Raw genomic sequence first — 22,327 nt, forward strand, 5'->3', positions numbered from 1 at the left:
AATAGGGGTACTGATTATACAGAGGATTTAAAAATGTATTCGCTAGAACGACTACGACACACTGACCAAGGTCGCTCTGATGAGGCGTCGATGTCCGCGTCGAAGTCGTGACGAAAGTGATTGCTGTGTGATGCCGAGTTCGTCAGCGATCTCTTCGAGTGATGCCTTGCGTGGGGTGTCGAAGTAGCCACGCTCGTAAGCCAATACCAGCGCCTCACGTTGAGTTTCAGTCAAATCGAAGCCAACTCCCTGAACAGGAAGCATGGCGTGGACCGCAGTGATTGTGATCGGTATATCGTTTTTCTGGCAGTAGTCTCGAAACTCTGCGAGTGCTTCCTGATTTTCGCCGCGCACCTCAAATCGCCACTCGTCTTTCGTTCCAATTCCGGAGAGTACGACTACCTTCGCCCGGGCAAGAGCACTCAGAACGCCGAAATACTCTTGTTCCCACTCGGCACGCATGAGATACTCGTCTTCGACGCTATCGACTAGTCGGATGTTCGTCACGCCAACGTGTGATTTGAACGCTGCTTCGATGTCTTCGGTTTCCACTCCACGCACCCAGAAATACGGAATAATCAGCTTCTCGTGTGGAATAAGTCGTTCCAGTTCGACCTCTACCCCCGGCAAGCTCCCGAAGACACTTCCTAGCGGAAACTCCTCGACTGGACCTGTAAATTCCATCACGGTCGCCATGCGGAAGCTTTCGGCCGACAGGAGCATAATCGGCGTGGATGGTGTACCATGGCTTCGAGATCAGACAAAACTCCACAGGTGACCAGTATCGTCTGTTCTTCAACCGAAGGGTCCTTTTTTCGCCCGTTCAGACATGGTATACCATGCCTTCTTCTTTTGTGTGGCTCTGAGTAATATAGTTTCACAAACGAGCATGAGTGTGATAACGGAGGTTCGAATATCGCCTGGTGATTTCGAACTCGGACAGATACTCGAGTTGGACGAGGCGTCGGCTATCGAACTCGAAACGCTCGTCCCGAGTGGTGACGTGACTGTGCCGCTCTTCTGGGTCTACGAACCGGTCAGAGACCATTTTCTCGAGACTGTTCGACGCTATCCGACTGTCGACAATGTAACAGAGGTGGAAGTATTCGATAACCGGACCCTGTTCAGGCTCGATTGGGATGCGAGCCAGGACCATCTGTTTCAATGCATCTTGGATCAAGGGGGACAAATATCGAGTGCGACCGGAACGTCTGAAGGGTGGGATTTCGAGATACGGTTCTCCCAGCGCGAGGCGTTGAGTGAATTTCGGACGTGTTGTGAAGACGCGCACATCAACCTGGATGTCATCAGAGTGTACAATCCCACGGACCCCGGGGTTAGTCAGTGGTACGGCCTGAGCGAGCCACAAAGAGAAGCGCTTACGCTTGCGGTTCAGATGGGATACTACGATATCCCACGTGGCTGTACGACCCAAGAGCTTGCGAGCGAACTCGGAATTTCAGACCAAGCAGTGACGGAACGGTTGCGTCGGGCCATCGGTGCGTTCGTTCGACGTGCACTCCTCACCCCCGAACCTGAGACGTAGGTGGTTCGACTGCCTCCATTGTACACCATGGAATCGACACATGCGGGTGGAGCAACAGTACATGAGTATGGATGAGACGCAAGAGCGAGGGAAACCTGATTTACAGGATATCGATAGCGTCTCCGGGTCTGCGAAACGAAAGAGACCAATCTCTCTGGATAGTCTTCTGTCGGCAGTAACGAGCAAATACCGGCGGGCCGTTCTCAACTCGCTGACTAGCACATCCAATAAGAGACTGAAATACGATACGCTCGTAGACCGCGTTGCAGAGATGCTTCGAGACGAAAACACAGATCGAGAATCTGACGAACACCGACAACGCGTCCAGATCGCACTTCACCACGTTCATCTCCCGAAACTGGCGGAGGTTCAGATGGTCGATTACGAGACTAACGCGGGACACGTCCAGTTTGTTGGCGGTGAACTGGAACAAGACCTCCTGGCGCTGATCAACTCACACGATATGGATAAGTGAACGACTGGACCGTCTCTGTCCTTTTCCGACCGAATTTAGCGTATACGTAGACTGACGGAGACCCGTCCGTTCCGAACCATGGTTTCTATTCCCGGTCGAGACCCGACAGTAAGTTGCGGTCTTGTCGGAGATGCCGTCTAGATACGAGTCCACGGAGTAGTAAGTGCTAAACACGAATTCAACCCCCGAGCCATTAAGCCTGCTCGCCTGTAGATATCTCGTTCAGAACCATCCCAGTGGCTCTGTTGAAATCCTCTTCACGTCTTGCGATTTGCGGAGAGGCTAGTTTCTAACCGGATCGACGAAAGCCGGTGGGAAGAGTCGCTCTTTTCAATGTCAACGCTGAAGGATTTCAACAGAGCCAGATAACTCGCCATCAGATTTTATTTAAGCTCGAGACCGTCTTTGAGAAGGCCCACACACATCCACTCTCCGAGGATGTGTCGACACACAGTTTCAGAGGATGGACTAGTTCCGTACCAATCATCTTGTAGCAGTAGAGTCAGAAGGAGAGTTTGAGAAGAGATGCCTTACTTTGAGGTACCTTCGAGGAGCTGTCGAGCGTACCGGTAGATTGGCGCACCGAGCCAATCACGTCCTTCTGCCATTGCCTCGAAGGTGACTCTTGCTTCCTCCCCGCTGAGGGCATCGCGCTTGACCAGCGCCCGGAGAACGATCGGAGATAGCGCAACTTCTGCACTCACTAGTTTTCGAAGTTCAGGAAGAGCTCTGTAGTCGTCGGTAATCAAGAACGCTGCATCCACCTCACGGACTGCAGCTACGCAACTGGCTTCACCATCGTCGATTCGGCTCGTCACAAACCCACCACCAGCGACAGCAACAACGGTGAACTCGTCGGCCGTATCGAGGACGGCATTGGCGGCTTTGCCATGGCGGTCATCGTACTCAGCAGTTCTTTGGAGTTCCTCAAGAACTGCCTCTGTGGTTGCGACGTCAAACTCGGTGACGAAGACGTCGAGAACTTCGCCGACTGAAAGAGAGATGAATGCGCTCGTGTCTACAACGAGCATTTAGAGGTCTGCGAGTTTGTCTGCGAGTTCTTCACCACGATCAAGTACCTCTTTCGAAGCGCGGACGGCTTCGGCATCCTGTCGCCCGATAATCTCGGCCAGTTTCTCGAACTCGATGTGGTTATTCAGATACAGTTCGACAACAGCCTCACGGAAACTCTCATCAGACTCTTTCTCTTCGAGATACTGTCGGAGTGCTTCGATGAGGATTTCTGTTCGATTCTTGTGAGTGACCTCAGCCGCAATGTCGGCGTGTGCCACCAACTCCTCGGGCAGTCGGAAGTTAACTCGTTTTGTGCTCATGTACATACAATGTATGTACGTATTCAAAACTTTGTCGGCCTGCTCGTCGCTTGGTTACCCTCGCAAAACCCCCTCAGATATCGTCAGAAGGTTTGGAGTCCAGTTCTATAAGGAGCGAAACAGAGTTGACAGTTCTCACCATGCCCGCTGCTATCCGAATAAGCGCTGATGCTGCTGTCCAATACATTCAATACATCTTAGTACATCTGATATACTATGCCCATCAGCGCGGATCGCTTCGAGACCATTGACGACGGGAATGGCAACCCAAAACCGGGGACAAACGCCTACAAACTCCTCTCGTTCTTAGCTCAGAATGCTGACCAAGCGTTCACCCAAAGCGAGATTGCCGAGCGGACGTCCGTCAAGCCCGGCTCGGTTGGCCCGACTCTCGTCAGGCTCAGAGAACGAGGTCGCGTTGAGCATCGAGGTACGTACTGGCGCGTGAGTGACCACGTCTTGAGCCTTGACGCTGCAGCCAACCATGCCGCTGCCACGGCAGCGAGTCGCGAAGAAGAACCATTTGAGTACGACGAATGGCAAGAACACGCCGTTGACCCACGACAACAGCGTGACTGACACCAACCGCTTCCAGAAGGGCGACGTATTCTGGGCACCGGATCCATTTCGTCGCGGGTCAAATCCGCGCCTCTGGGTCGTTCTTGCTGCAGACTTGCTCCCGTATCCTGGCGAGGAGTATTTGTGTGCAGCTCTCACAACCAGTAATCTCCCGCGAAACTTCGAAGTTGGAGATGATTGGGTGAGTGGCAGAGACCCGACCAAGACCTCGTATTGTTCTCCATGGGTCGTCGCGACAATCAAACATGACGCCGTTGTCAATCCACAGGGACATGTGACCGAGTCATTCGCCGACGAAATGATTGCAGAGTGCAAGCAGTATCTCGGCCCCCAGTAGTCTGCCTAAATGAACATTCACCTACGTGCTTCACACAACGTCTGGTGGTGCGTTCGAATCGTTTGAGTTGAGGTATCACTCACGGCCGCAACACGCGCCTGCGTGAGCGGCCAGTCACGCTCCACAGCGGCCGTGTACACACACGCTGCAGCGACTGCATGTGGGTTCGCGCCACGATGAGCCCACTCACTACTTGATGTCTCGGCTAACGACCGTGCTCGTCGCCGAATCTTATCCGTCACGTCAAGCGCATCCGCCACTCGCGGAACGAACTCTACCGGTGTAACTGGCTCCGCAGGCAGCCCGAGTTCTGTATTGAGTGCGTTGTACGCTGACCGAACGCGCGAGTCAGCCACCCGTGCGAGCGGGACGAGTTCGGCGAGCGTTCGTGAGAGCCCTGCACATCGACAGGCTGCATAGACACTCGCAGTCGCGACTGCTTCCATCGACCGCCCCGGCAGCAGGTCCGCCTGTTGAGCGGACCGAAAGCACCGACAGGCTTGGTCACGCAGGCTATCAGGAAGGTCAAGCGCGCCGGCAAGCCGCCGAACTTCGTCCAACCCGTGAGCCAACCGTCGCTCACGACTCGACTGGTACCGACTCCGACTGTGCTGGGTGCGAAGTCGGGAGAGTTGCTGTCGGCGCTCGCCCGGGATCGGTGTCCCGTTCGCATCGACGTGTCGACCGATTTCGGTCGCGAGGCCATGGTCGTGCCGCGTCGGCGTTCGCGGCGCACCCACTCGTTTTCGCTCCTTGCGCTCGAACGATCGCCACTCGGGACCGTGGTCGATGCCGTGCCCGTCGATGATGAGCCCACAGGATTCGCACCGTCGCTCACCAGCGTCCGTAATGACCTGTCCACCACACTCTGGACAGGAGGCGTTCCCACAGGATTTCCCGCACGATTCGTCGAACTGTCGCTCGTAGACATCTCGTGTCGCCATCTCGAACACCGCGCGACGCATCTCGCTGCGCCCCGCACCCTTCAGGGGCTCAAAAACATCGTCGCCGTCTCGAACAACTTTGACCCGGCTGGGGATCATTAAATGACTGAATCACAACACCAAACATGCTCACAGGTGGATTGCCGTTGCAGGCTCGTCGTGTCACACAAGACGCGCCCTGTTCTGCAACGGGTGCGGAATCGCGTACCAAGCCATCTGCATCCACCCCTTGATAACTCCCTCGTGGGCCTCGTGCCCACCGCGTTTCGCACACTCGACAGTCGTATCAGTAAATCTCTGCAGGCCACGGTCCGTGGGTTGTGTTAGTAGGAATTCTCACCAGGCGAACAGTTAACTGAACCAACAAATAATTGTCTTGTATGAGTAGCTCACCATGGACCGCGAACTTTGCGACTGAAAAAAGCAGATGTGCAGCCGACATCCAACGCCTCCTTGAGAAGTACCCGCAGCCGGTCGTCTACGAAGTCATGAGTGAACTGCTCCGTCGAGAGATGCGCGAGCAGTTTGCTGGTGCGTACGCTGCGTCCCAGCAGTCCGACGACTGATGGGTGATTGGTGACGTACGAAACCCCACACGATTATTCAGATAGGTTGCGCCGCCCAGCGTCGATGCAGTTCCAACAGGGAAGAGCTTCAGACAGCTGTTCACACTCGCAAGGTAGGTCTGGTGTGTCGTCATCGCCGCGTGATGTTGACCCACCATCTGCGACGACACGCATCTGGACGGCGAGTTCGAGTATTCGTGGGCGAATCGCGACTGCAACCCGATGTTTACACGGGGCGTCACCGCTTGCATCGGCGGGACACGAACACGAATCGGGCACGCCGTCCTGAATCCGAACCCGGTACTCGTGAGCAGTCGGGTCAGCATAGCTCTCGTTGCGAACACGGACATCGCCCTCGAGGAGTTCGAATGCAAACGCCTCGTACTGCGCCCGCTTGAGGACGCGCGTAGGTGGATCGAACTCTGGTAGTACAGGAATCATGGTAGCCAGCGCGCAATGCGCGCACCCCTTCGGGCGCATGAAAAACTACGCTGTCGAACGGAGTGACAGGTGACACAGAATCAGGTTGGATTCTTTATGCTGACCTGTCCTGATTGTCCTGAAGTCAATACAGGTGAGCTACTTGCTGTGAGGCATCGAAATGTCTATGAGATCTGTCACAACCTGCGTGGCTGATACAGAGGGTGAATGCAGCAAGAGCCGCTCAGTTGTTTATCTGCAATCGTACAGCAACTGATCAGGCCGATAAGCCAAGATGCCGATACACTCGGCCGACTCGGTCAGCCTGTCAGTACTCGGTATCGTCGACGAACTCGTCAAACAAGTCTTGGACTCGCGTCTCGATCTCATCGCGAATCTCCCGGACACGTTCGATGTCTTGGCCGTGGGGGTCATCGAGGTTCCAATCACGAATCTCGACTCGTTCTGCGTCGAGTTCGAGCGTCGAACATCCCATCGTCGCAACGACGTCGCACGACTCCAGCGTTTCCGTCGATACCTCTCGTGGCGTCCGGTTGGACACGTCGATGCCGACCTCATCCATGACGGCGACGACTTCGTCGTGGACGCTGTCGGCGGGATGCGTACCGCCAGTAACGACCGCAACGTGATCGCCGAGAGTTCGTTCGTCGCGTTCGCGCTCGGCGAACGCTGCGGACATCTGACTCCGCCCCGCGTTCTGTACGCACACGAACCCGAGCTTTCTCGTGGGTTCTTCCATACCACTCTGACTTTCCATGGCTTACTTGACCGTTTGTATGTCGGCTTCCATAGACAATAGTCCACTCAATAGCTGATCGAGGCTCGACAGTGAGCGGTTCACAGTTGTCGGGAACCGTCGAGTGCGACGAGTGCCGCAGTGGCACGAGGAGTTGGACGATATTTCCGCCACTTGCCGTCCTTCCGTCGAGTGACGAGCCCGGCGTCGGTGAGCCTGGAGAGCGCGTGGCTGATGGCGCTGTCGCTGACGTCGAGGAGTGGGCTGAACTCGCAGACACAGAGTTCGTCATCGGCGACGTGGAGGATGCGGACGATTTTGTATCGGGTTTCGTTTGCGAGCGCTCCGAGCAGGTTGAGATCGTCGTCGAGCTCCGGGCCACCTGCGGCGACGTGCAGTTCCTCGAGTTCCGCGAGGCGTTCGTTGACCGCTTCGTCGCCACACCCGCCGCGTTCGTCGGCGAGGTATCGCTGGAGCCGATCGGTGGAAGACATCGATTCGAATTGAGTGGATACTTGATTAAGACTTCTGGGTGCGCTGTGGATGAATACCGATTCAACTGAGTCGAGATACTTGAGCAATATCAAATACGTACTAATGCCACAATCATTCGAAATATGCTCGTGTATCTCGTATAGAACCGTGTATTATGGCGATTTCGCTCACTCGTGTGACTTAGCTGAAAGCCGAAGCTTTATCCAAATGTTTGAGTAACGGCTCAGATGAATGGGGCGGTTGTGATGCTGGTGAGCGCCACTCACCGGGCAGCCGTTCCAGACGACAATTGAAACACGACTCAATCCAACTCATGACTGAACTCACACTGTACGAAGAAGCGATGTGTTGCTCCACGGGCGTCTGTGGCCCGGACCCCGACGACGAACTCGTCGAAGTCAGCGCGGCCCTCGACCAGCTCGAGACCGAGATTGACGACCTCGATATCTCCCGAGCGAATATGCAACACGACATCGACCAGTTCCTCGAGACGCAGCGTATCTACGACCTCGTCGAAGAACACGGCCCGTCGATTCTCCCGATCACGATCGTCGACGACGAGATCGTCGCCAAATCCGAGTACCTCTCCTACAACGCCCTCAAAGCCGCGGTTACCGACCGTGAGTCCGCGCCGGAGGCCTGACTGATGAGCCAAAGCGATACTGCCGCACGTGCCGTCGTCGAGCCGACGAGCGAAGAGACCGAGTTCGTCTTCTTCAGCGGGAAAGGCGGCGTCGGCAAGAGCACTGTCAGCTGCGCGACCGCGACGTGGCTCGCCGACAACGACTACGAGACACTGCTCGTGACGACCGACCCTGCGCCGAACCTCTCCGACATCTTCAATCAGGACATCGGCCACGAGGTCACCTCCATCGACGATGTCCCGAACCTCTCGGCCATCGAAATCGACCCCGACGTCGCTGCCGAAGAGTACCGTCAGGAGACCATCGAACCGATGCGGGCACTCCTCGACGACGAGGAGATCGAGACTGTCGAAGAGCAGCTCAACAGTCCGTGCGTCGAGGAGATCGCGGCGTTCGACAACTTCGTCGACTTCATGGACAGCCCCGAGTACGACGTCGTCGTCTTCGATACCGCACCCACCGGACACACCATTCGGTTGATGGAACTGCCGTCCGACTGGAACGCGGAACTCGAGAAGGGCGGTTCGACGTGCATTGGACCCGCCGCGTCGATGGACGACAAGAAAGCGGACTACGAGCGGGCCATCGACACGCTTTCTGATGAGTCCCGGACGTCGTTCGCGTTCGTCGGGAAACCTGAGTCGTCGTCGATCGACGAGATAGAGCGGAGTGCGAGCGACCTCGCTGAACTCGGCATCGAATCGCAACTCCTCGTCGTCAACGGCTACCTGCCGGAGTCAGTGTGCGACGACCCGTTCTTCGAGGGCAAGCGCGCGGACGAACAGGCCGTCATCGACCGCGTGGAGTCGACATTCGAGCGCCAGGCGCTCGCGACGTACCCACTCCAGCCCGGAGAAATCGCGGGTCTCGAACTGCTCTCGGACGTCGGTGGCGTCCTCTACGACGGCGACGAGGCGACCGTCGATGTCGACGCGGCGACGCGACGCGCGAGTGACGACGAAGCTGTCGACTTCGACTCGCTCACCGCCCCGGACGCGGTCGCCGAGGAACTCGCTCCCGTTGAAGACACACGGTACCTGTTCTTTACTGGCAAAGGTGGTGTCGGGAAGAGTACGATCGCGTCAACGACCGCGGTCTCGCTCGCGGAAGCGGGCTACGAGACGCTCGTCGTAACCACGGATCCGGCCGCGCACCTCGCGGACATCTTCGAGCAACCTGTCAGCCACGAACCGACGTCCGTCGGGCAGGCGAACCTCGATGCGGCCCGCATCGACCAGGAGCGCGCGCTCGAGGAGTACCGGACGCAAGTCCTCGATCACGTTCGTGAGATGTACGCCGAGAAAGACGACACGCAGATCGACGTGGAGGCGGCCATCGCGAACGTCGAGGAGGAACTGGAATCGCCGTGTGCTGAGGAGATGGCAGCCCTCGAGAAGTTCGTGAGCTACTTCGAGGAGGACGGCTACGACGTCGTCGTGTTCGACACGGCCCCGACCGGGCACACGTTGCGGTTGCTGGAGTTACCGTCGGACTGGAAGGGGTTCATGGACCTCGGGTCGCTCACGAAGGGTGCTGCACCCGCCAACGGTGGGAAGTACGACGAGGTCATCGAGACGATGCAGGACCCCAGTCGGAGTTCCTTCGCGTTCGTGATGTACCCCGAGTTCACCCCGATGATGGAGGCGTACCGTGCCGCGATGGACCTCAAGGACCAGGTCGGGATCGAGACGTCGCTCGTGGTGGCGAACTACCTGCTCCCCGAGGACGACGGCGACAACGCGTTCTTCGAGAACCGACGCGCACAGCAAGCGGAGTACCTCACGGAGATTAAAGAGCGGTTCGACGTACCGATGATGCTCGCACCGTTGCGTCAGGAGGAACCCGTCGGCCTCGACGACCTCCGCGAGTTCGGCACGGAGGTCACGGGATTGGCTCGTATGCTCGAGGATGACCGCGAGGAGGTGACGGTATCGTGAGCGACCCCTTGGTCGAGACGGCGGACGTCGAGACGGAACTCGAAGCGTTCGTCGACGAACTCCTCACGTGTGAACGTTATCAGGAGTTGGTCGAAGCACGGGAGGCACTCGAAGCTGACGCCGAGGCTCAGGAACTATTGGGTGCGTACCGGGAGACCGAGCGCGAACTCCAAAACGGCGAGTTCGACACGTCGCTCATGAGCGAACTCCGGAGCATCCAGAAGGACCTCTCGGAACTCGAGTCTGTCAGGCGGCACCGCGAGGCTCGCGAGGCGTTCGAGAGCTTACTCGCCGAGACGGACGAGATCGTAAGCGAACGCATCGGGCAGGCGTTCGCGCAGTCGATTGGAGGTGGGTGCTGTTGAGCGACGCTGACGACGTGCTGACCGCGGCGGAATCCCTCGGTGCGGCGCTCGCCGACGCGAAAACGGAACGCAGTCGAGAGGACTTCGAAGCCCTCCTCGACGACTGTACGGAAACAATCACTGCGGCGACCGGCGTCGACTACGGCGACGCCTGCGACGCCGGCAGCGACTGCTGTTAGAACACGCACTCGCAGTCCGAACTCGGGTTCTTCGCCGCGAGACGGGCCCCGGGTTCGGAACTCTTCGGTTCGCTGGAACCCGTTGGACAGTACTCAACGTTCTCTCGGAGCGTCTCTGCGTGGAGCAGACGAGGGACTCGCCAGAGAAACATATTAGTAGTTCCTTGTATAAGCTATTGCTAATATGGTTCAGGATACTGTCGCCGACGGGGCCACAGGCGACGCCGATGCCTGCTGTACTCCACTTGGGGACGTCGATGCGGACGCGATGGCGATTGACCTCCAAGTTCTCTCCGCCATGGGGAATGACACGCGCTACGAGCTCCTCCGACGCATCGCGAACGCCGACGACGGTGTCTGCGTCTGCGATCTCGAAGCGGCGGTTGGCGTCAGCCAGAGCGCTGTCAGCCAGGCGCTCTCCCGGCTGTACGCTGCCGGTCTGGTCACGCGCCGAAAAGAAGGCTCCTGGCGGTACTACGAGCCGACCGAGACCACCGTGGCGCTGCTCGAAACGCTCGACGACCTGCGAGGCACCCATGAGTGACGACACCCAGACTGGCACGACAGCCGACGACCGCGATCCAGAGGCGACTCGCCAGTTGGTACGGGAACGCTACGCCGGAATCGCATCGAGCGACCAAGGCTGTTGTAGCGATGTCGGCCTCGATGTCGCGGACGATAGTGGTTGCTGTGACGACGACAGTCAGTCCGAGAGCGAACGCCTCGGGTACGACGCCGATGACATCGCGTCGGTCGCCGACGGTGCGGACCTCGGCCTCGGTTGTGGGAACCCGAAGGCGTTCGCCGCGATGACACCCGGCGAAACCGTCCTCGACCTCGGCTCCGGCGCGGGGTTCGACTGCTTCCTCGCCGCTCAGGAGGTCGGCGCGGACGGCCACGTCATCGGTGTCGACATGACTCCGGAGATGATCTCGAAGGCCCGCGAGAACGTCGCAAAGAACGACTCTCGGAACGTCGAGTTCCGTCTCGGTGAGATTACTCACCTCCCGGTCGCAGACGAGACCGTCGACGTCGTCATTTCGAACTGCGTCGTCAACCTCGAACCCGAGAAACAACGTGTCTTCGACGACGCGTATCGCGTCCTCAAGCCCGGCGGCCGCGTCGCCATCTCCGACGTTGTCCAGACCGCACCGTTCCCCGACGACGTTGCAATGGACCCCGACTCGCTTACGGGGTGTGTTGCCGGGGCCTCGACCATCGGAAAACTCGAGAAGATGCTTGACCGCGCTGGCTTCGAGGCGGTCGAGATCGCACCCAAGGACGAGAGTACTGAGTTCATCAGCGACTGGGAGGCCGACCGCGACCTCGGCGAGTACCTCGTGTCGGCCACTATCGAAGCCCGGAAACCGACCCTCGACGACTAATCAGGACGGTCGTACGTCATTAGTCGCCACATTGGAGCGAAGTGGCCTGTTGTTGCTGTTCGTGTGTGCAATCGCCGTCGGCTTCGTCGCGGGGTCGTATTGGCCGGTGGTCGATGGACATCCGCAAGAAGGCGAGCACGAGCTGTACTGGGTCCGAAGGCAGTTCACGAGTTGCTCTTTGTCGGTCTAGCGTATTACGGCGTGTTCTCGCTCATGTTCGTCGTAACGGTTACAGACCTACTGCAGAAGATAGGCAGTATTGGTGTGGAGGATCTCGTGTGTACCGCTCTGTATGCGTACTCTGTGGACCGACGCGACGCGAGGTAAGCAAACCGGGTAAGCACAGCTGAAGCACGCGTCAAACCGGCAACACAGGGAATAGAACGATTGGGACTCCCTCTTCTGAACTTCCGAATCGCTCAATGTAGGTGCTACACCGACCAAGCGAGTTGCAACTGAAAGACGTAGTCAGAGTTGGCAGGGTCGCCCGAGTTCTCGTTCGTACTGCGATTTAATTTGCTCGAACAGGTCCTGGCCAAGCTCTGTCTGGATGCGAGGCGCGGCGGTAGCAAAGAACTCGTCCAGGTTCTCGAACTCGGCAAAATGGTCGTTCGTCTCGTCCTCGTCGTACCGACCTTGGCGCTCGTACTTGAGCGCCTGGAGACAATTATCGATTAGATCCATGTCCTTGACGAACTGTGCCGTCGGGGTGTCACGTGCTTCGTACTCTTCCCAGAGCGTCAGCAGTTCGGTGTCGAAGGGTTCGACGAGATCGGTTACTGCACTCCGTTCAGCTGCCTCCTTCTCGGACGTGGGGATGGTCTGGCGTCCGTCCTCCGCGCGGGTTGCGATATCGCCCGTTCGAGCTTCTCCGAGGTCGTGAATGAGTGCCATCGTCACTGCTTTCTGACGGTCAATCTCTTCCTGCTCGGCATAGAGCAGACAAAGCGACGCTGTCCCCCATGTATGGGCCGCGACCGATTCAGGCGAGCCAATATTCCGAAGCACCCATCCCGTCCGAAGTTCGTCCTTCAAGTCGAACCACTCGAGCAAGGAGTCGAGTTCGTTGGTCATCATATCGTGGAGAAGGGAAGTGGCCAGTTCAACTCATCGAGACTATCCCCGGGGCGCTGACATTCAATCAGTAAATCCGCAGGAGCAGTGTGCCGAGTAATTCACCGCTGACCTGCGAAAACATCACCCTGTGAAAAGTTCTATACACCCTCTGTTACAGACAAACTACGTCTGACAAAAGAGGTTCAACAGAGCAGCGACAACGAACCACAGATAAGAGATCTCAGACCGCGTCGAGTGTCGACAGAATCTCTTCGGCCGTCCCGCTAATCCGACCCAGTCGCTCTTGCAGCACGTCCGTCTCGTCGCCCTGCCACGCCGCGAGGTAGAACGCCGACCCACTCGTATCCAAGCCGAGGTATCGACCGACAACGTACGCAACGGCCTCCGCTTCGACCTCGCGTTTCGCCCGCTCGGTTGCGTCAGTAATGTCGAAATGCAAAATCGCGTGGGCGTACTCGTGGATGATTGTTGACGCGAGGTCCGCGCGGTTCGGCCGGTCCTTCACTTCAACGAGTGGGGTGAGGTCTTGGACGCTCCGCGACTGGCAGACACCTTTCGCTTCACCATGTCGCCACTCGTCGGGACCGACGATGCGGACGGTTACACCGAGGCCCGGCGCAATGTTGGTGAGGTCGTCGACGAGCGTATCAGGCTCACCGGTCGCCGCCGTATCCAGCTTTGGGAGTGGTTCGCCCTCGGTCTGCGAAATGTCGAAGACTGGTGCAGGCTTGAAGCCCACGAGGCCCTCCGACCACTCTTCGGGTGGCGTCTCGTCGTACTCACACTCGCTGTTGTCGTGATAGCCCGGTGCGTTCCCACACTCGGGGCATTGGGTCGTGATGATCGGCGCCCAGATCCAGATCGCCGACTCGCCTTCCTCGACGTATCGGTCGAACTCGTCTTGCCACGTCCGGTAGCCAGCGACCTTCGTCGCCTCAGGGCATTGGAGGGTGATGAGGAGTGTGTTGCGGTGGGAGTAGTCGTGGAACTCGCTCTGGACGTCCAACCACGCTTGGAACTGCTTGCTCGCCCGAGCGTCGTCGACGTCGGCAGCGAGGTCTGCAAGCCATTGTTCGATCGTGCGGTGCATCTCATCGTGTCGCGTGTCGGTCTCGTCGAACGACACCGACGGGGAACTCGTTGTTGCCATTGGCTTCAGTTCTAACACGTCCCTCTAGGACGCGCCGCACCCCTCTGGGGCGCACAAAAAACAGGTGGGGGCGAACTAGCGGTCGTTGTCGTCGCGTTCGAGACTGTGAAGGTACTGTCGACACTCGCCGAACAGGCCGCTCGCAGTCGCTTCGCCGGTCGTGAGGTGGCGAGCCCACTCAATCGCCCAGCAATACACGGGATCGGACTCACCTGCCCCGTGGATGTACCACCAGCGAGCGGCTATGAGTACGACGAGCGGGTTTTCCGGCGGTTGTTCGCTCAGGAGAGACCACGTAATCGACTCGATTTTATCCGGAACGTCGGCTCGAGAGAGGTCGGTGCTATGCACGAGTTCGAGGTCGACTGGAATCTCGTCGATCGAGACGTCTGACTCTGTTTGTTGGTGACTCATGGAAATCACGTCACACGGACTGTGTCTTCAGCCCGCACCCATCACGGGCACAAAAATAACCACGGCGCGCTAGTACCGACGGGTCTCTCGACCGACACTATGCGAGGTGCGACACTTCCTCCGGTTCGGAGTCGTCAGCGAACTCGTTGCGCTTGACTGGCGTCCAGTCTTCGGTCGTGGTTGGTGCCCACCAATCGACGTGGGAGTCACCGGGCGCACCGAGAATCTTAACGCATGCTTCGTCGTCGGGAAGCGGCCGGCGAAGTTTTTCGTCAACGTGGAGATTCCACGTCGTCGTCGCGTCGAATGTGATGATGACCGCCTCATCGTAGCCACGCGACTCAGGCGCCTCACGGCACGTCACGCTGGTATTGCACTCTGTGCAGAACACCCCCTCGAAGGGAATGTGCGTGAACGACTCGGTACCACATACTGGACACCACAGAAATTCGAACAGCGCCTTGTCGTGACGAAACACGCGCTCGAGACTCATCGATCATTCACGACCGTTGCAGGTATCACGAGCGGGTGGTGTGGAAATCACTCGACCTTGCTGGTCTCGATGGTATGTATAGAGCGCGTATCTCCCACTACCCAATCGACTTATTGTCAACCACTGTTAATATTTGATAGTGCCTTCGTTGAACACCTCATCATTGATTGCCCGTCGATGGAAAAGTGGCGTCTTAGTTGCTCTCGTAGCGCTTATCATGTTTTTCCGCGTTCACCTAGTCCCAGATGGTTCTTTGCTGGATAAAGGACTCACAGTTGTCGGTGTGATTCTGATGGTTGCCTTCTTTGTGCGAGCGTATTACCGGGGACAGTACGGGGAATCACCGTGGTAAATCAGTTCAACTCGTGAGTTAGAATAGTCACTAATGTGGTGCTTCGTAAGTGCTGAACCCACCCTCTGTCTGTTGCACGCACTTCCTGTCACGGCTCAGGGATTCAACGGGGTCATGGAGACGTGCTCACAGCGTGGCCCCATCAACTCCCGCCTTCCTTTGGGGGGCCGACCTAGACACGTGGTTAGACCCCGAATGCATGGACGGTGACCCATCCAACAACACTCCCAGCCGCACAGATGAGGAGTGCAGTCCAGCCCGCTGCACGGGTCGTCCCAATAACTCGCGCACTCCAATAGCCAGTGCCGGCGGCCAACAGCACTGCGAGTGCCGCGATGAGCCGATTATCATACAGCCAGAGTGGAGCAGGGGTGAAAGCAAGGCTTACGAGGACGAAGAGTACCGGGACGAGTACCGTAGCGACACACGCAATGCCCACATATTTTACACTACTGCGGCTGAGATCACGTGGTCCTGATTGGGTTGGGGTCATAGTGAAGACTTGTTACAGAATGTGGTTTGGAGATGTATTGTTAGTAGACGACCCGCGTCCCCCAAGTGTTGATGGGCCAGTTTCCGAACTGCATCCTGTGCTCGTTTGTGTTCCAACTGTTGTAGTGGATCACATCGAATCCATTGTCACTCTCGTAATACCCGTGGACGACAACAGTGTGGCCCGTATACGATTTCTCATCGCCCTTCACTCCCTTGTTACTCGGAATATTCAGCATAAATGGCCGCTCAGCATCAATCTCATCCTGCAAACGGTGCACACCCGTCACACTCCGCCCACTTGTCTGGTGTGTTGCCGTAGAGGTCGGGGACCGACGTATCTGCCCCACCCTCGTCGCTACCAGAAAGGGAACCGGAGCCACCGTTAGCATCCCACGGCTCAATGCCATTGACTATCCCGTAGCTACCCTGAATCTGGACATCGCCAGTTGGAATGGTATCTGCTGTTGACCACTGACTTTCGACACTCTCTCCGTGCTTCTCGACCTCTAATTGGGGTGTCTCAGTCGTCGTCCCCTCTTTTAGACCAGTGTTGAGATACAGTTGTTTTCCAGACTCAAGTTCAACACTGTAGGTTGTTGCTCCACGATAGAGGTATGTTCCAGTGGGACGTTCTCCCTGCTGGCGTACCATATTTTTCACGGAGTGCTCATCCAATCCGGGTGGATCAGCAGTACTTGCTTCGAGAACGGGTGACCACTTCTTGCGGGCCGAGATCGTGAGATAACCTACCGGACTGTGAGAACTGCGGACAGGGAAAACGTAGGCTGTTGGGACGTACTTCTTGCGTGTGTTCAGTTTGATTTTGGTGAAGAACTTCCGTGGCTTCCCAACCGTGGCACCCTTCCACGACGAATACGCCCGTTGCGCATATCGTTGACGAGCAGCCGTCGCAACTTTCTTCGCTTGCCCAAATGGAACGCGTTTCCCAAATTCCGTCGCTTCAGCCTTCTGCTGACGCTTACTTGTTGCTCCGACAGTCCCAGCGAACAGAGCCGACCCAGTAGCAATACTTGCGAGGTTTCGAAGTACAGTACGACGCTTACTTCCAGGTTTTCGACCTGTCATCACTTGTCCAGTCAAAGCGATACTTGTTAAATATTCTGAATTATAATATTATCAATATATTTGGCGCGTGGGCACTGTCTAGTTAGTGACCTCCTCAACCGGTGTTCGCCCATCGAGCACTTGATGCGGTCTCTGAAAATTGTAGTATTGCACAAATTGTATGAACCACTCGCGGACGCTTCCGTGACTGCCCACCCACGAATTATGGAAGCGGTCGACTCGCATTTTGAGGGTGTGAAACCATTTTTCGATGAGGTTTCGCTCGACATAGTCAAGCCAACCGCTCAATCCCAATCGAGAGAGGGCAGTCTGATAGCCGTAGCCATCAACGAGAAACACAGCATCTGAGAGATCGTGTTTCTCCGAGAGTCGGTGGAGAAACGCAGCTCCCGGATCGGTCCCATGTCGTCCAAACAATTCGACATCGAGAATCAGTTTTGTCTCGGAGATTATTGTGGAATACAACCAAAATCACTCGTTGTTGACTTTGACAGCGGTCTCGTTGACCGCAACCCGCTTCGGCTTCGCCTCAGGCGGGTTGTGGCCGCTGTCAGTTAGCCGACGTACCAACTACCAAACATCTTGATGAGACCGTTCAACGCCGAGCAATCGAAGAACTTCTTTTGTCTCTCTGAGTAAACAACTGGTCGCGTGAAGATGGACGGCGAACGTCCTGACGGGCGTCCCCAGAAATCAAAGATTTCTGGTGTGCGAACGAGACGCTCCGCGTCTCGTCAACGTCGCCGTCCGCTCACGCTCCCAAGTTTCTTCTAAATCCGTCGCAAAGCACTCGCTGAGCGGGTCTGCGAGCGACATAGCCAATTCACTCAATGACCTGCTCGCTTCTCAAACTGGCTTAACTAGACAGTGTCATCAAAAATATTATTTAGAGTTGGAAAGATATCCATATATGAGAAATACAATCACTACAGACGCACTATTATTGATAATAATAATATCGTTATATGTGATTGGAATAGAGGTTGCAACAGTTGACCATACAGCACTCTTTCTTTGTGTAGCAGGCGGGGTTATAGTTACGATATTCTCTATTCTTACTGGGGTTCGAGGCGAGTATTTGAAAGAACTATTAAAATAATATCACAACGGCACTGTCTAGTTAGTGACCTCCTCAACCGGCGTTCGTCCGTCGAGCGCTTGATGCGGTCTTTGAAAGTTATAGTATTGCTCAAATTGTATAAACCATTCGCGGACGCTCCCATGACTGCCGACCCACGAATTATGGAAGCGGTCGACTCGCATTTTGAGGGTGTGAAACCACTTTTCGATGAGGTTTCGATCGATGTAGTCAAGCCGACCGCCCAATCCTAATCGAGAGAGGGCAGTCTGATAGCCGTAGCCATCAACGAGAAACACAGCGTCTGAGAGATCGTGTTTCTCTGAGAGTCGATGGAGGAACGCAGCAGCTGGATCAATTCCATGCCGTCCAAATAATTCGACATCAAGAATCAGCTTTGTCTCGATGTCTATTGCAGCATACAACCAAGACCACTCGCCATTGATTTTGACAGCAGTCTCGTCGACCGCAACCCGCTTCGGCTTCGCCTCAGGCGGGTTATGACCACTGTCAGCCAGCCGATATACTCATCGCCAAACAGCTTGATGAGACCGTTCAGCGCCGAGCAATCGAAGAACTTCTTTTGTCTCCCTGAGAGAACAGCCGGTCGCGTAAAGCTGGACAGCGAACGCCCTAACGGGCGTCCTCAGAACGCGAAGCGTTCTGACGGGCTGCACGAGAGCAAAGCTCTCGTGAACGTCGCCGTCCGCTCACGCTCCCAAGTTTCTTCTAAATCCGTCGCAAAGCACTCGCTGAGCAGGTCTGCGAGCTTCATCCCAAACACACTCAACGACCTGCTCGTTCCCCAAACTGGCTTAACTAGACAGTGCCATAAGTTGTGAAAAGATAAGCATCCATCGATTCACGCATCCGCAAGCAGAGTAAGTGATTAACTGACGATGATCCGAACAGCGATACCGCGATCAGGAAGCGTCTCTCGAAGGAGCGTCGTTGGGCACAGCGTCGACTTAGTAATGGACATCAGCGGGAACGATCCACAGATGGTCGTTCGACCCGACGAGTTGCTCAAGCCGCTCGCGGTGCCGAACCCCGTCAGCGAACTCGTCGTAGAGGTACACCGCCGGCCCACGGGACGCCCCGAGATTGTGGCACGCATGTCTGACGAGGTCCTCATCGCGCATAATCGCCGCGGCGTCAAGGTCGTCAACGCCCTCTCGAACACGCTCAAGATTCCGCTCGAACTCGCGTGTCGTCGCCTGCCACCCGCGCTCGAGGAGTTCCTGGCCGTCCTCCGAGCCAACGGGCACTGCAACCGGGAGGTCGCCCCACCGGGCGCTGCCGGCGACCGTTGTTGAGTCGTCATCGAACGTCACATAGTAGTCGAACACCGCCTCGGCGTGCGGGGCAGCACCCACCAATTGATCGAACACATCGGCGGCTCGCGAGAGGGCTTGGTCTGTTGTCGATGCAGTCACGAGTGCGTAGATTACTTGGTGCATTCGTCGTCACCTCGCCGACTCAGGAGTCGATGTCTGTCCGACCCCCTGCGCCGGCGCCCATCGCCGGCGCACACAAACACAACCCACTACGACACACCAGAAGTTATCAAATACAAAAGGAGTTGAAGGAGACTGGGTGTGGCCGGGAACTAGGCACCGGCCAGTATTTGCTGGCTGAAGTCATCGTACTCGCCGCTTCTATCCTCCCATACACCTTCGACTAGAGAGTCGTCTGCTACAACCGCGTACTGTGGATTTTCTGTTGTACCATAGGTGATGTAGTTGGTATCTTCATCCATAACCATCTTCTCTAATACTTTCGACTGATTGTATAGCGTCTCGAATTTTATATCATTCTGGTTGAATGTTCTGAGTTTCTCTGTGAAGTCAACAACATATTCGGTTGTCGGAGCAACTGTATCGGAAGCTCCTGGTACCGGATTGTTTTCTGCGTGGAGTGAGTTAGACATTCCTCCGAATGCGCTTACTGCGCTCCTCTTTTTTTGTTCGAATCCCCACGAAGACGTGTCTTCGTCTTTTTCCCAGCCGAATCGTAGTGGGTGCCAGTACTCTTGGAATCCATCATTTTCTGGATCAAGGTATCCTGAATCCTCGATTAAGGGGTGTAGTTGTTGGTCATCTGCAGTCGCTGTTACTGGAGCTGAGACGGTCTCCATGAATCTGAGTTCTTCTGAGCCATCAGCGTTCTTACCGTAGATAAGGCCTGTACCGTGACCTAAGGTTTCAACATCCCATGCATGGACTTCAAGGCCTTGGTTGGTATTTTGCTCTATAGCTCTCTCGAGGGTGGGAGCATAAAGTGCATCTTCTGTAGAAACTGGTCCATCATTTGTTATTTTTGCCTGCCAGTTGAATAGGTATGGGTGAACCCAGTCAAGTGCATCTCCTACTGTTTCGGCGTTTGAGAATTGTCTGTAGTCGAAATTCCCTCCTCTTCTTTCTGCCATGCTTCCGTTTGGGTAGATTGCGGCAGGTACCTCATCGCCGCCCTTAATGGCTTCAATTTCGGAATTCCCTGTGTCTGTTCCGATACTATCTACGAAGTTCTTTACCTCTGTAGGTTGGGCTTCTGCTAAGCTGGTGTAGTCGTTGTCGTGTCGCCATTCGTAGGCTACGAGGTCGATTCCGAATTTGTTGAAGCCTAGTTGTTCGTGGCTGCTGTAAGTATCAAATACTACGTCTGAGGTAACGAATCCGCCGCGCTCTTCGATATAATTGTCCTGGATAGAGTTTTGGCTGATTTCTTCTCTCATTTCCTCGTTTCTCGCAGGAATTACATCGACTTTGTAATTGCCTGGTGTTGGCTTTACAGCTGGTGCTGTATCCTGGGCCTGTGCGCTTCCTGAAGAAGCTGTGGCTGTAAATTCCTGTTCACCAGGCGTCATCTGACCTGGTTGCACAGTAACTGCATTATCGTTCCATTGTTCAGAATCAGGGCCTATCTGTACTTTTTCATTTGAAATACTGACTGATTCCACGTTGCCTGAAGTTTCTACCTGGAACTGGGCCTGGAAATCCGCGATATTATGATTTCTCCGGCTCTGTTGAAACCCTCTTTCCGTCTTGCGATTTGTTGAGAGACTAGTTTTCACTGTGACCCACGGAAACTAGCCAGAAAGAGCGCTCCCTCCAATGTCAACGCTGAAGGATTTCAACAGAGTCGGAGGAGATTATTTTTGCGTTTTTCTAGGGCTTTTCGTGGTTCGGGCAGGCCATATCGGTGTCGCATCAACTACCGCCCTCGGTGAGGATGGAGTATGGGCGTTAATTTTAATACAATTAACTGAGTGTCGTTATAATGTGGATACCCCTCCAAGAGACTTCATACTTGGGCGGTCTAGTGCATGGTCTAGTAAGTTTGAATTGTTGGCTGTTTCGCTACTTGGTCTTGCCATCTCTGCAGTATTATTAGGTTTTTTTGACATTGCCTCACCAAACTCAATTGTTGAACTGCTCTATTTCCTAATTACCTACTTGTCACTATTTAGCATATCCATATTTACTACATACTTCATGTCATATCAATTCGACGTTGGACGTAAATGATAAACATCGAATTGTTATAAGATTGTACATTTGGTACTGTCCAAGACCAGCAAATCCGTGTCGCGGGATTCTGCTCGCGAATCGTTTCGAGACACTCGAAAATCTGGCTCTGTTGAAACCCTCTTCCCGTCTTGCGATTTGTTGAGAGACTAGTTTTTACTGTGATCCACGGAAACTAGCCAGAAGGAGCGTTCTCTCCAATGTCAACGCTGAAGGATTTCAACAGAGCCATTTCTCCATATTGGCGGTAGCTTGTCTGGCTGCGAAGAAGTCGATATGTTGATTGAGATATCTGCACTATTGGAAGGGGTTGTTTCCGTGGTGTTGTTGGGGTTCGCTATGTCTTCGTTATTTTCGGTGCTGGTGTTACAGCCGGCGAGTGCGGCGAGGAATCCGGTGATTCCGAGGAGGAGGTGTCGTCGTTTCAAAGAGAGATGGCACCTGGTTATTGTGTCTACGTAGTCGTGTCACTACTTTATAGCTTGAGGGAGCACGTCTCATCTGAGATTGGGTGTGTAGTCAGATGCCTACCCGTTCTCCGGCAACGATCTGATAGAAGAGATGCTACTTGATGAACTCTGTATCTGCGTCACACGATTTCTGTTAGTTCTACGGAACTCAACAGAGCCCCCTGATTCATTCTCGTACCAATATCAGGAATCTGGATCAGGTCCGTACTGTGGTGTTCGACA

At 55.5% G+C, this 22,327-nt stretch carries 27 protein-coding genes and 2 pseudogenes; 13 read left to right on the forward strand and 16 right to left on the reverse strand.

All coding sequences use genetic code 11. The features are described from left to right. Window positions 1-51 precede the first annotated feature (51 nt). Window positions 52-696, reverse strand: a complete 645-nt coding sequence (locus DEQ67_RS15435; protein WP_115803688.1) for a helix-turn-helix domain-containing protein — start codon at window positions 694-696, stop codon at window positions 52-54. A gap of 193 nt (window positions 697-889) precedes the next feature. Here DEQ67_RS15435 and DEQ67_RS15440 point away from each other — a divergent pair, with 193 nt between their 5' ends. After that, window positions 890-1,546: a helix-turn-helix domain-containing protein gene (locus DEQ67_RS15440; RefSeq protein ID WP_115803689.1), complete on the forward strand. Its 657-nt coding sequence runs from the start codon at window positions 890-892 to the stop codon at window positions 1,544-1,546. 67 nt (window positions 1,547-1,613) lie between these two features. Beyond that, window positions 1,614-2,021, forward strand: a complete 408-nt coding sequence (locus DEQ67_RS15445; RefSeq protein WP_199505998.1) for a DUF7344 domain-containing protein — start codon at window positions 1,614-1,616, stop codon at window positions 2,019-2,021. A 530-nt stretch (window positions 2,022-2,551) separates the two neighbouring features. On the opposite strand, the gene DEQ67_RS15450 is transcribed toward DEQ67_RS15445, so the two are convergent. Together DEQ67_RS15450 and DEQ67_RS15455 are read right to left on the reverse strand one after the other, a co-directional pair. Beyond that, complete coding sequence (locus tag DEQ67_RS15450) at window positions 2,552-3,052, reverse strand: PIN domain-containing protein (protein ID WP_115862110.1); 501 nt, start codon at window positions 3,050-3,052, stop codon at window positions 2,552-2,554. After that, window positions 3,053-3,361: a ribbon-helix-helix protein, CopG family gene (locus DEQ67_RS15455; protein WP_004062141.1), complete on the reverse strand. Its 309-nt coding sequence runs from the start codon at window positions 3,359-3,361 to the stop codon at window positions 3,053-3,055. It abuts the gene before it with no gap. A 210-nt stretch (window positions 3,362-3,571) separates the two neighbouring features. On the opposite strand from DEQ67_RS15455, the gene DEQ67_RS15460 reads away from it, so the two are divergent. Together DEQ67_RS15460 and DEQ67_RS15465 are read left to right on the forward strand one after the other, a co-directional pair. After that, on the forward strand, window positions 3,572-3,934 hold the full coding sequence (locus tag DEQ67_RS15460; protein ID WP_004062142.1) for a hypothetical protein: 363 nt from the start codon (window positions 3,572-3,574) through the stop codon (window positions 3,932-3,934). Then, complete coding sequence (locus DEQ67_RS15465; RefSeq protein WP_115891706.1) at window positions 3,927-4,271, forward strand: hypothetical protein; 345 nt, start codon at window positions 3,927-3,929, stop codon at window positions 4,269-4,271. The genes DEQ67_RS15460 and DEQ67_RS15465 overlap by 8 nt, the downstream gene beginning before the upstream one ends. Before the next feature lie 17 nt (window positions 4,272-4,288). Here the strand turns inward: DEQ67_RS15465 and DEQ67_RS15470 are convergent, their stop codons facing one another. After that, window positions 4,289-5,215: a transcription initiation factor IIB gene (locus DEQ67_RS15470; protein WP_115891719.1), complete on the reverse strand. Its 927-nt coding sequence runs from the start codon at window positions 5,213-5,215 to the stop codon at window positions 4,289-4,291. A gap of 380 nt (window positions 5,216-5,595) precedes the next feature. Here DEQ67_RS15470 and DEQ67_RS15475 point away from each other — a divergent pair, with 380 nt between their 5' ends. Beyond that, on the forward strand, window positions 5,596-5,781 hold the full coding sequence (locus DEQ67_RS15475; RefSeq protein WP_042662797.1) for a hypothetical protein: 186 nt from the start codon (window positions 5,596-5,598) through the stop codon (window positions 5,779-5,781). A gap of 33 nt (window positions 5,782-5,814) precedes the next feature. On the opposite strand, the gene DEQ67_RS15480 is transcribed toward DEQ67_RS15475, so the two are convergent. The 3 genes from DEQ67_RS15480 to DEQ67_RS15490 form a co-directional block, all read right to left on the reverse strand. Further along, complete coding sequence (locus DEQ67_RS15480; protein ID WP_115891718.1) at window positions 5,815-6,222, reverse strand: SWIM zinc finger family protein; 408 nt, start codon at window positions 6,220-6,222, stop codon at window positions 5,815-5,817. Between the two features lie 307 nt (window positions 6,223-6,529). Then, window positions 6,530-6,961: a low molecular weight phosphatase family protein gene (locus DEQ67_RS15485; RefSeq protein ID WP_115891705.1), complete on the reverse strand. Its 432-nt coding sequence runs from the start codon at window positions 6,959-6,961 to the stop codon at window positions 6,530-6,532. A gap of 98 nt (window positions 6,962-7,059) precedes the next feature. Then, a complete protein-coding gene (locus tag DEQ67_RS15490; RefSeq protein ID WP_115819468.1) occupies window positions 7,060-7,452 on the reverse strand; it encodes an ArsR/SmtB family transcription factor in 393 nt (130 codons plus the stop codon). Window positions 7,453-7,766: 314 nt separating this feature from the next. On the opposite strand from DEQ67_RS15490, the gene arsD reads away from it, so the two are divergent. The 6 genes from arsD (at window position 7,767) to DEQ67_RS15520 (ending at window position 11,963) form a co-directional block, all read left to right on the forward strand. After that, entirely contained in the window at window positions 7,767-8,096 is a 330-nt protein-coding gene (gene arsD / locus DEQ67_RS15495) for an arsenite efflux transporter metallochaperone ArsD (protein ID WP_004062155.1), read from the forward strand. Window positions 8,097-8,099: 3 nt separating this feature from the next. After that, a complete protein-coding gene (gene arsA, locus DEQ67_RS15500; RefSeq protein WP_115891704.1) occupies window positions 8,100-10,034 on the forward strand; it encodes an arsenical pump-driving ATPase in 1,935 nt (644 codons plus the stop codon). Beyond that, window positions 10,031-10,399 carry a halo-CC-star protein HcsL gene (hcsL, locus tag DEQ67_RS15505; RefSeq protein ID WP_115891703.1) on the forward strand — a complete coding sequence of 123 codons (369 nt, stop codon included), beginning with the start codon at window positions 10,031-10,033 and terminating at the stop codon, window positions 10,397-10,399. Before arsA ends, hcsL begins: the two co-directional genes overlap by 4 nt. Further along, a complete protein-coding gene (hcsS, locus tag DEQ67_RS15510) occupies window positions 10,390-10,578 on the forward strand; it encodes a halo-CC-star protein HcsS (protein WP_115819466.1) in 189 nt (62 codons plus the stop codon). Before hcsL ends, hcsS begins: the two co-directional genes overlap by 10 nt. 184 nt (window positions 10,579-10,762) lie before the next feature. Beyond that, the gene (locus DEQ67_RS15515) at window positions 10,763-11,122 is read left to right on the forward strand and encodes an ArsR/SmtB family transcription factor (protein WP_004977720.1); all 360 of its coding nucleotides are present in this window, start codon (window positions 10,763-10,765) and stop codon (window positions 11,120-11,122) included. Next, a complete protein-coding gene (locus tag DEQ67_RS15520; RefSeq protein WP_115891702.1) occupies window positions 11,115-11,963 on the forward strand; it encodes an arsenite methyltransferase in 849 nt (282 codons plus the stop codon). The genes DEQ67_RS15515 and DEQ67_RS15520 overlap by 8 nt, the downstream gene beginning before the upstream one ends. Before the next feature lie 468 nt (window positions 11,964-12,431). Here DEQ67_RS15520 and DEQ67_RS15525 read toward each other — a convergent pair whose 3' ends face one another. From DEQ67_RS15525 to DEQ67_RS15550, 6 genes and pseudogenes are all read right to left on the reverse strand, one after another. After that, window positions 12,432-13,040: an HD domain-containing protein gene (locus tag DEQ67_RS15525; protein ID WP_004062166.1), complete on the reverse strand. Its 609-nt coding sequence runs from the start codon at window positions 13,038-13,040 to the stop codon at window positions 12,432-12,434. Between the two features lie 220 nt (window positions 13,041-13,260). Next, on the reverse strand, window positions 13,261-14,190 hold the full coding sequence (locus DEQ67_RS15530) for a DUF955 domain-containing protein (RefSeq protein ID WP_115891701.1): 930 nt from the start codon (window positions 14,188-14,190) through the stop codon (window positions 13,261-13,263). 75 nt (window positions 14,191-14,265) lie between these two features. Further along, a complete protein-coding gene (locus DEQ67_RS15535) occupies window positions 14,266-14,604 on the reverse strand; it encodes a hypothetical protein (protein WP_115891700.1) in 339 nt (112 codons plus the stop codon). Between the two features lie 97 nt (window positions 14,605-14,701). After that, a complete protein-coding gene (locus DEQ67_RS15540) occupies window positions 14,702-15,097 on the reverse strand; it encodes a DUF7567 family protein (protein WP_115891699.1) in 396 nt (131 codons plus the stop codon). 1,105 nt (window positions 15,098-16,202) lie between these two features. Beyond that, window positions 16,203-16,595: a hypothetical protein gene (locus DEQ67_RS15545; protein WP_158543179.1), complete on the reverse strand. Its 393-nt coding sequence runs from the start codon at window positions 16,593-16,595 to the stop codon at window positions 16,203-16,205. 513 nt (window positions 16,596-17,108) lie between these two features. Beyond that, window positions 17,109-17,846: pseudogene (locus DEQ67_RS15550) on the reverse strand (IS6 family transposase). Between the two features lie 94 nt (window positions 17,847-17,940). Between DEQ67_RS15550 and DEQ67_RS15555 the strand changes: the two are divergent. Then, the gene (locus DEQ67_RS15555; RefSeq protein ID WP_147301790.1) at window positions 17,941-18,129 is read left to right on the forward strand and encodes a hypothetical protein; all 189 of its coding nucleotides are present in this window, start codon (window positions 17,941-17,943) and stop codon (window positions 18,127-18,129) included. 17 nt (window positions 18,130-18,146) lie between these two features. Here the strand turns inward: DEQ67_RS15555 and DEQ67_RS15560 are convergent. From DEQ67_RS15560 to DEQ67_RS15570, 3 genes and pseudogenes are all read right to left on the reverse strand, one after another. Beyond that, a pseudogene (locus DEQ67_RS15560) lies at window positions 18,147-18,883 on the reverse strand (IS6 family transposase). A 193-nt stretch (window positions 18,884-19,076) separates the two neighbouring features. Then, entirely contained in the window at window positions 19,077-19,568 is a 492-nt protein-coding gene (locus tag DEQ67_RS15565; RefSeq protein WP_115891698.1) for a hypothetical protein, read from the reverse strand. A gap of 149 nt (window positions 19,569-19,717) precedes the next feature. After that, complete coding sequence (locus tag DEQ67_RS15570; RefSeq protein ID WP_147301789.1) at window positions 19,718-21,181, reverse strand: hypothetical protein; 1,464 nt, start codon at window positions 21,179-21,181, stop codon at window positions 19,718-19,720. A gap of 40 nt (window positions 21,182-21,221) precedes the next feature. Here DEQ67_RS15570 and DEQ67_RS15575 point away from each other — a divergent pair, with 40 nt between their 5' ends. Then, window positions 21,222-21,635 carry a hypothetical protein gene (locus DEQ67_RS15575; RefSeq protein WP_147301788.1) on the forward strand — a complete coding sequence of 138 codons (414 nt, stop codon included), beginning with the start codon at window positions 21,222-21,224 and terminating at the stop codon, window positions 21,633-21,635. The last annotated feature ends 692 nt before the right edge of the window (window positions 21,636-22,327 follow it).

This window comes from Haloferax sp. Atlit-48N, assembly GCF_003383015.2.
Classification (GTDB): Archaea; Halobacteriota; Halobacteria; order Halobacteriales; family Haloferacaceae; genus Haloferax; species Haloferax volcanii.

Coding starts and splice junctions, on each gene's coding strand:
- DEQ67_RS15555 (WP_147301790.1), top strand. CDS start 17,941: ATGAGAAATACAATCACTACAGACGCACTATTATTGATAATAATAATA.
- DEQ67_RS15535 (WP_115891700.1), bottom strand. CDS start 14,604: ATGAGTCACCAACAAACAGAGTCAGACGTCTCGATCGACGAGATTCCA.
- arsA (WP_115891704.1), top strand. CDS start 8,100: ATGAGCCAAAGCGATACTGCCGCACGTGCCGTCGTCGAGCCGACGAGC.
- DEQ67_RS15565 (WP_115891698.1), bottom strand. CDS start 19,568: ATGCACCAAGTAATCTACGCACTCGTGACTGCATCGACAACAGACCAA.
- DEQ67_RS15575 (WP_147301788.1), top strand. CDS start 21,222: ATGTCAACGCTGAAGGATTTCAACAGAGTCGGAGGAGATTATTTTTGC.
- DEQ67_RS15470 (WP_115891719.1), bottom strand. CDS start 5,215: ATGGCGACACGAGATGTCTACGAGCGACAGTTCGACGAATCGTGCGGG.
- DEQ67_RS15475 (WP_042662797.1), top strand. CDS start 5,596: ATGAGTAGCTCACCATGGACCGCGAACTTTGCGACTGAAAAAAGCAGA.
- DEQ67_RS15435 (WP_115803688.1), bottom strand. CDS start 696: ATGGCGACCGTGATGGAATTTACAGGTCCAGTCGAGGAGTTTCCGCTA.
- DEQ67_RS15540 (WP_115891699.1), bottom strand. CDS start 15,097: ATGAGTCTCGAGCGCGTGTTTCGTCACGACAAGGCGCTGTTCGAATTT.
- DEQ67_RS15520 (WP_115891702.1), top strand. CDS start 11,115: ATGAGTGACGACACCCAGACTGGCACGACAGCCGACGACCGCGATCCA.
- DEQ67_RS15445 (WP_199505998.1), top strand. CDS start 1,614: ATGGATGAGACGCAAGAGCGAGGGAAACCTGATTTACAGGATATCGAT.
- DEQ67_RS15450 (WP_115862110.1), bottom strand. CDS start 3,052: ATGCTCGTTGTAGACACGAGCGCATTCATCTCTCTTTCAGTCGGCGAA.
- DEQ67_RS15480 (WP_115891718.1), bottom strand. CDS start 6,222: ATGATTCCTGTACTACCAGAGTTCGATCCACCTACGCGCGTCCTCAAG.
- DEQ67_RS15460 (WP_004062142.1), top strand. CDS start 3,572: ATGCCCATCAGCGCGGATCGCTTCGAGACCATTGACGACGGGAATGGC.
- DEQ67_RS15525 (WP_004062166.1), bottom strand. CDS start 13,040: ATGATGACCAACGAACTCGACTCCTTGCTCGAGTGGTTCGACTTGAAG.
- DEQ67_RS15530 (WP_115891701.1), bottom strand. CDS start 14,190: ATGGCAACAACGAGTTCCCCGTCGGTGTCGTTCGACGAGACCGACACG.
- DEQ67_RS15440 (WP_115803689.1), top strand. CDS start 890: ATGAGTGTGATAACGGAGGTTCGAATATCGCCTGGTGATTTCGAACTC.
- DEQ67_RS15545 (WP_158543179.1), bottom strand. CDS start 16,595: ATGGTACGCCAGCAGGGAGAACGTCCCACTGGAACATACCTCTATCGT.
- DEQ67_RS15485 (WP_115891705.1), bottom strand. CDS start 6,961: ATGGAAGAACCCACGAGAAAGCTCGGGTTCGTGTGCGTACAGAACGCG.
- DEQ67_RS15490 (WP_115819468.1), bottom strand. CDS start 7,452: ATGTCTTCCACCGATCGGCTCCAGCGATACCTCGCCGACGAACGCGGC.
- DEQ67_RS15455 (WP_004062141.1), bottom strand. CDS start 3,361: ATGTACATGAGCACAAAACGAGTTAACTTCCGACTGCCCGAGGAGTTG.
- DEQ67_RS15515 (WP_004977720.1), top strand. CDS start 10,763: ATGGTTCAGGATACTGTCGCCGACGGGGCCACAGGCGACGCCGATGCC.
- arsD (WP_004062155.1), top strand. CDS start 7,767: ATGACTGAACTCACACTGTACGAAGAAGCGATGTGTTGCTCCACGGGC.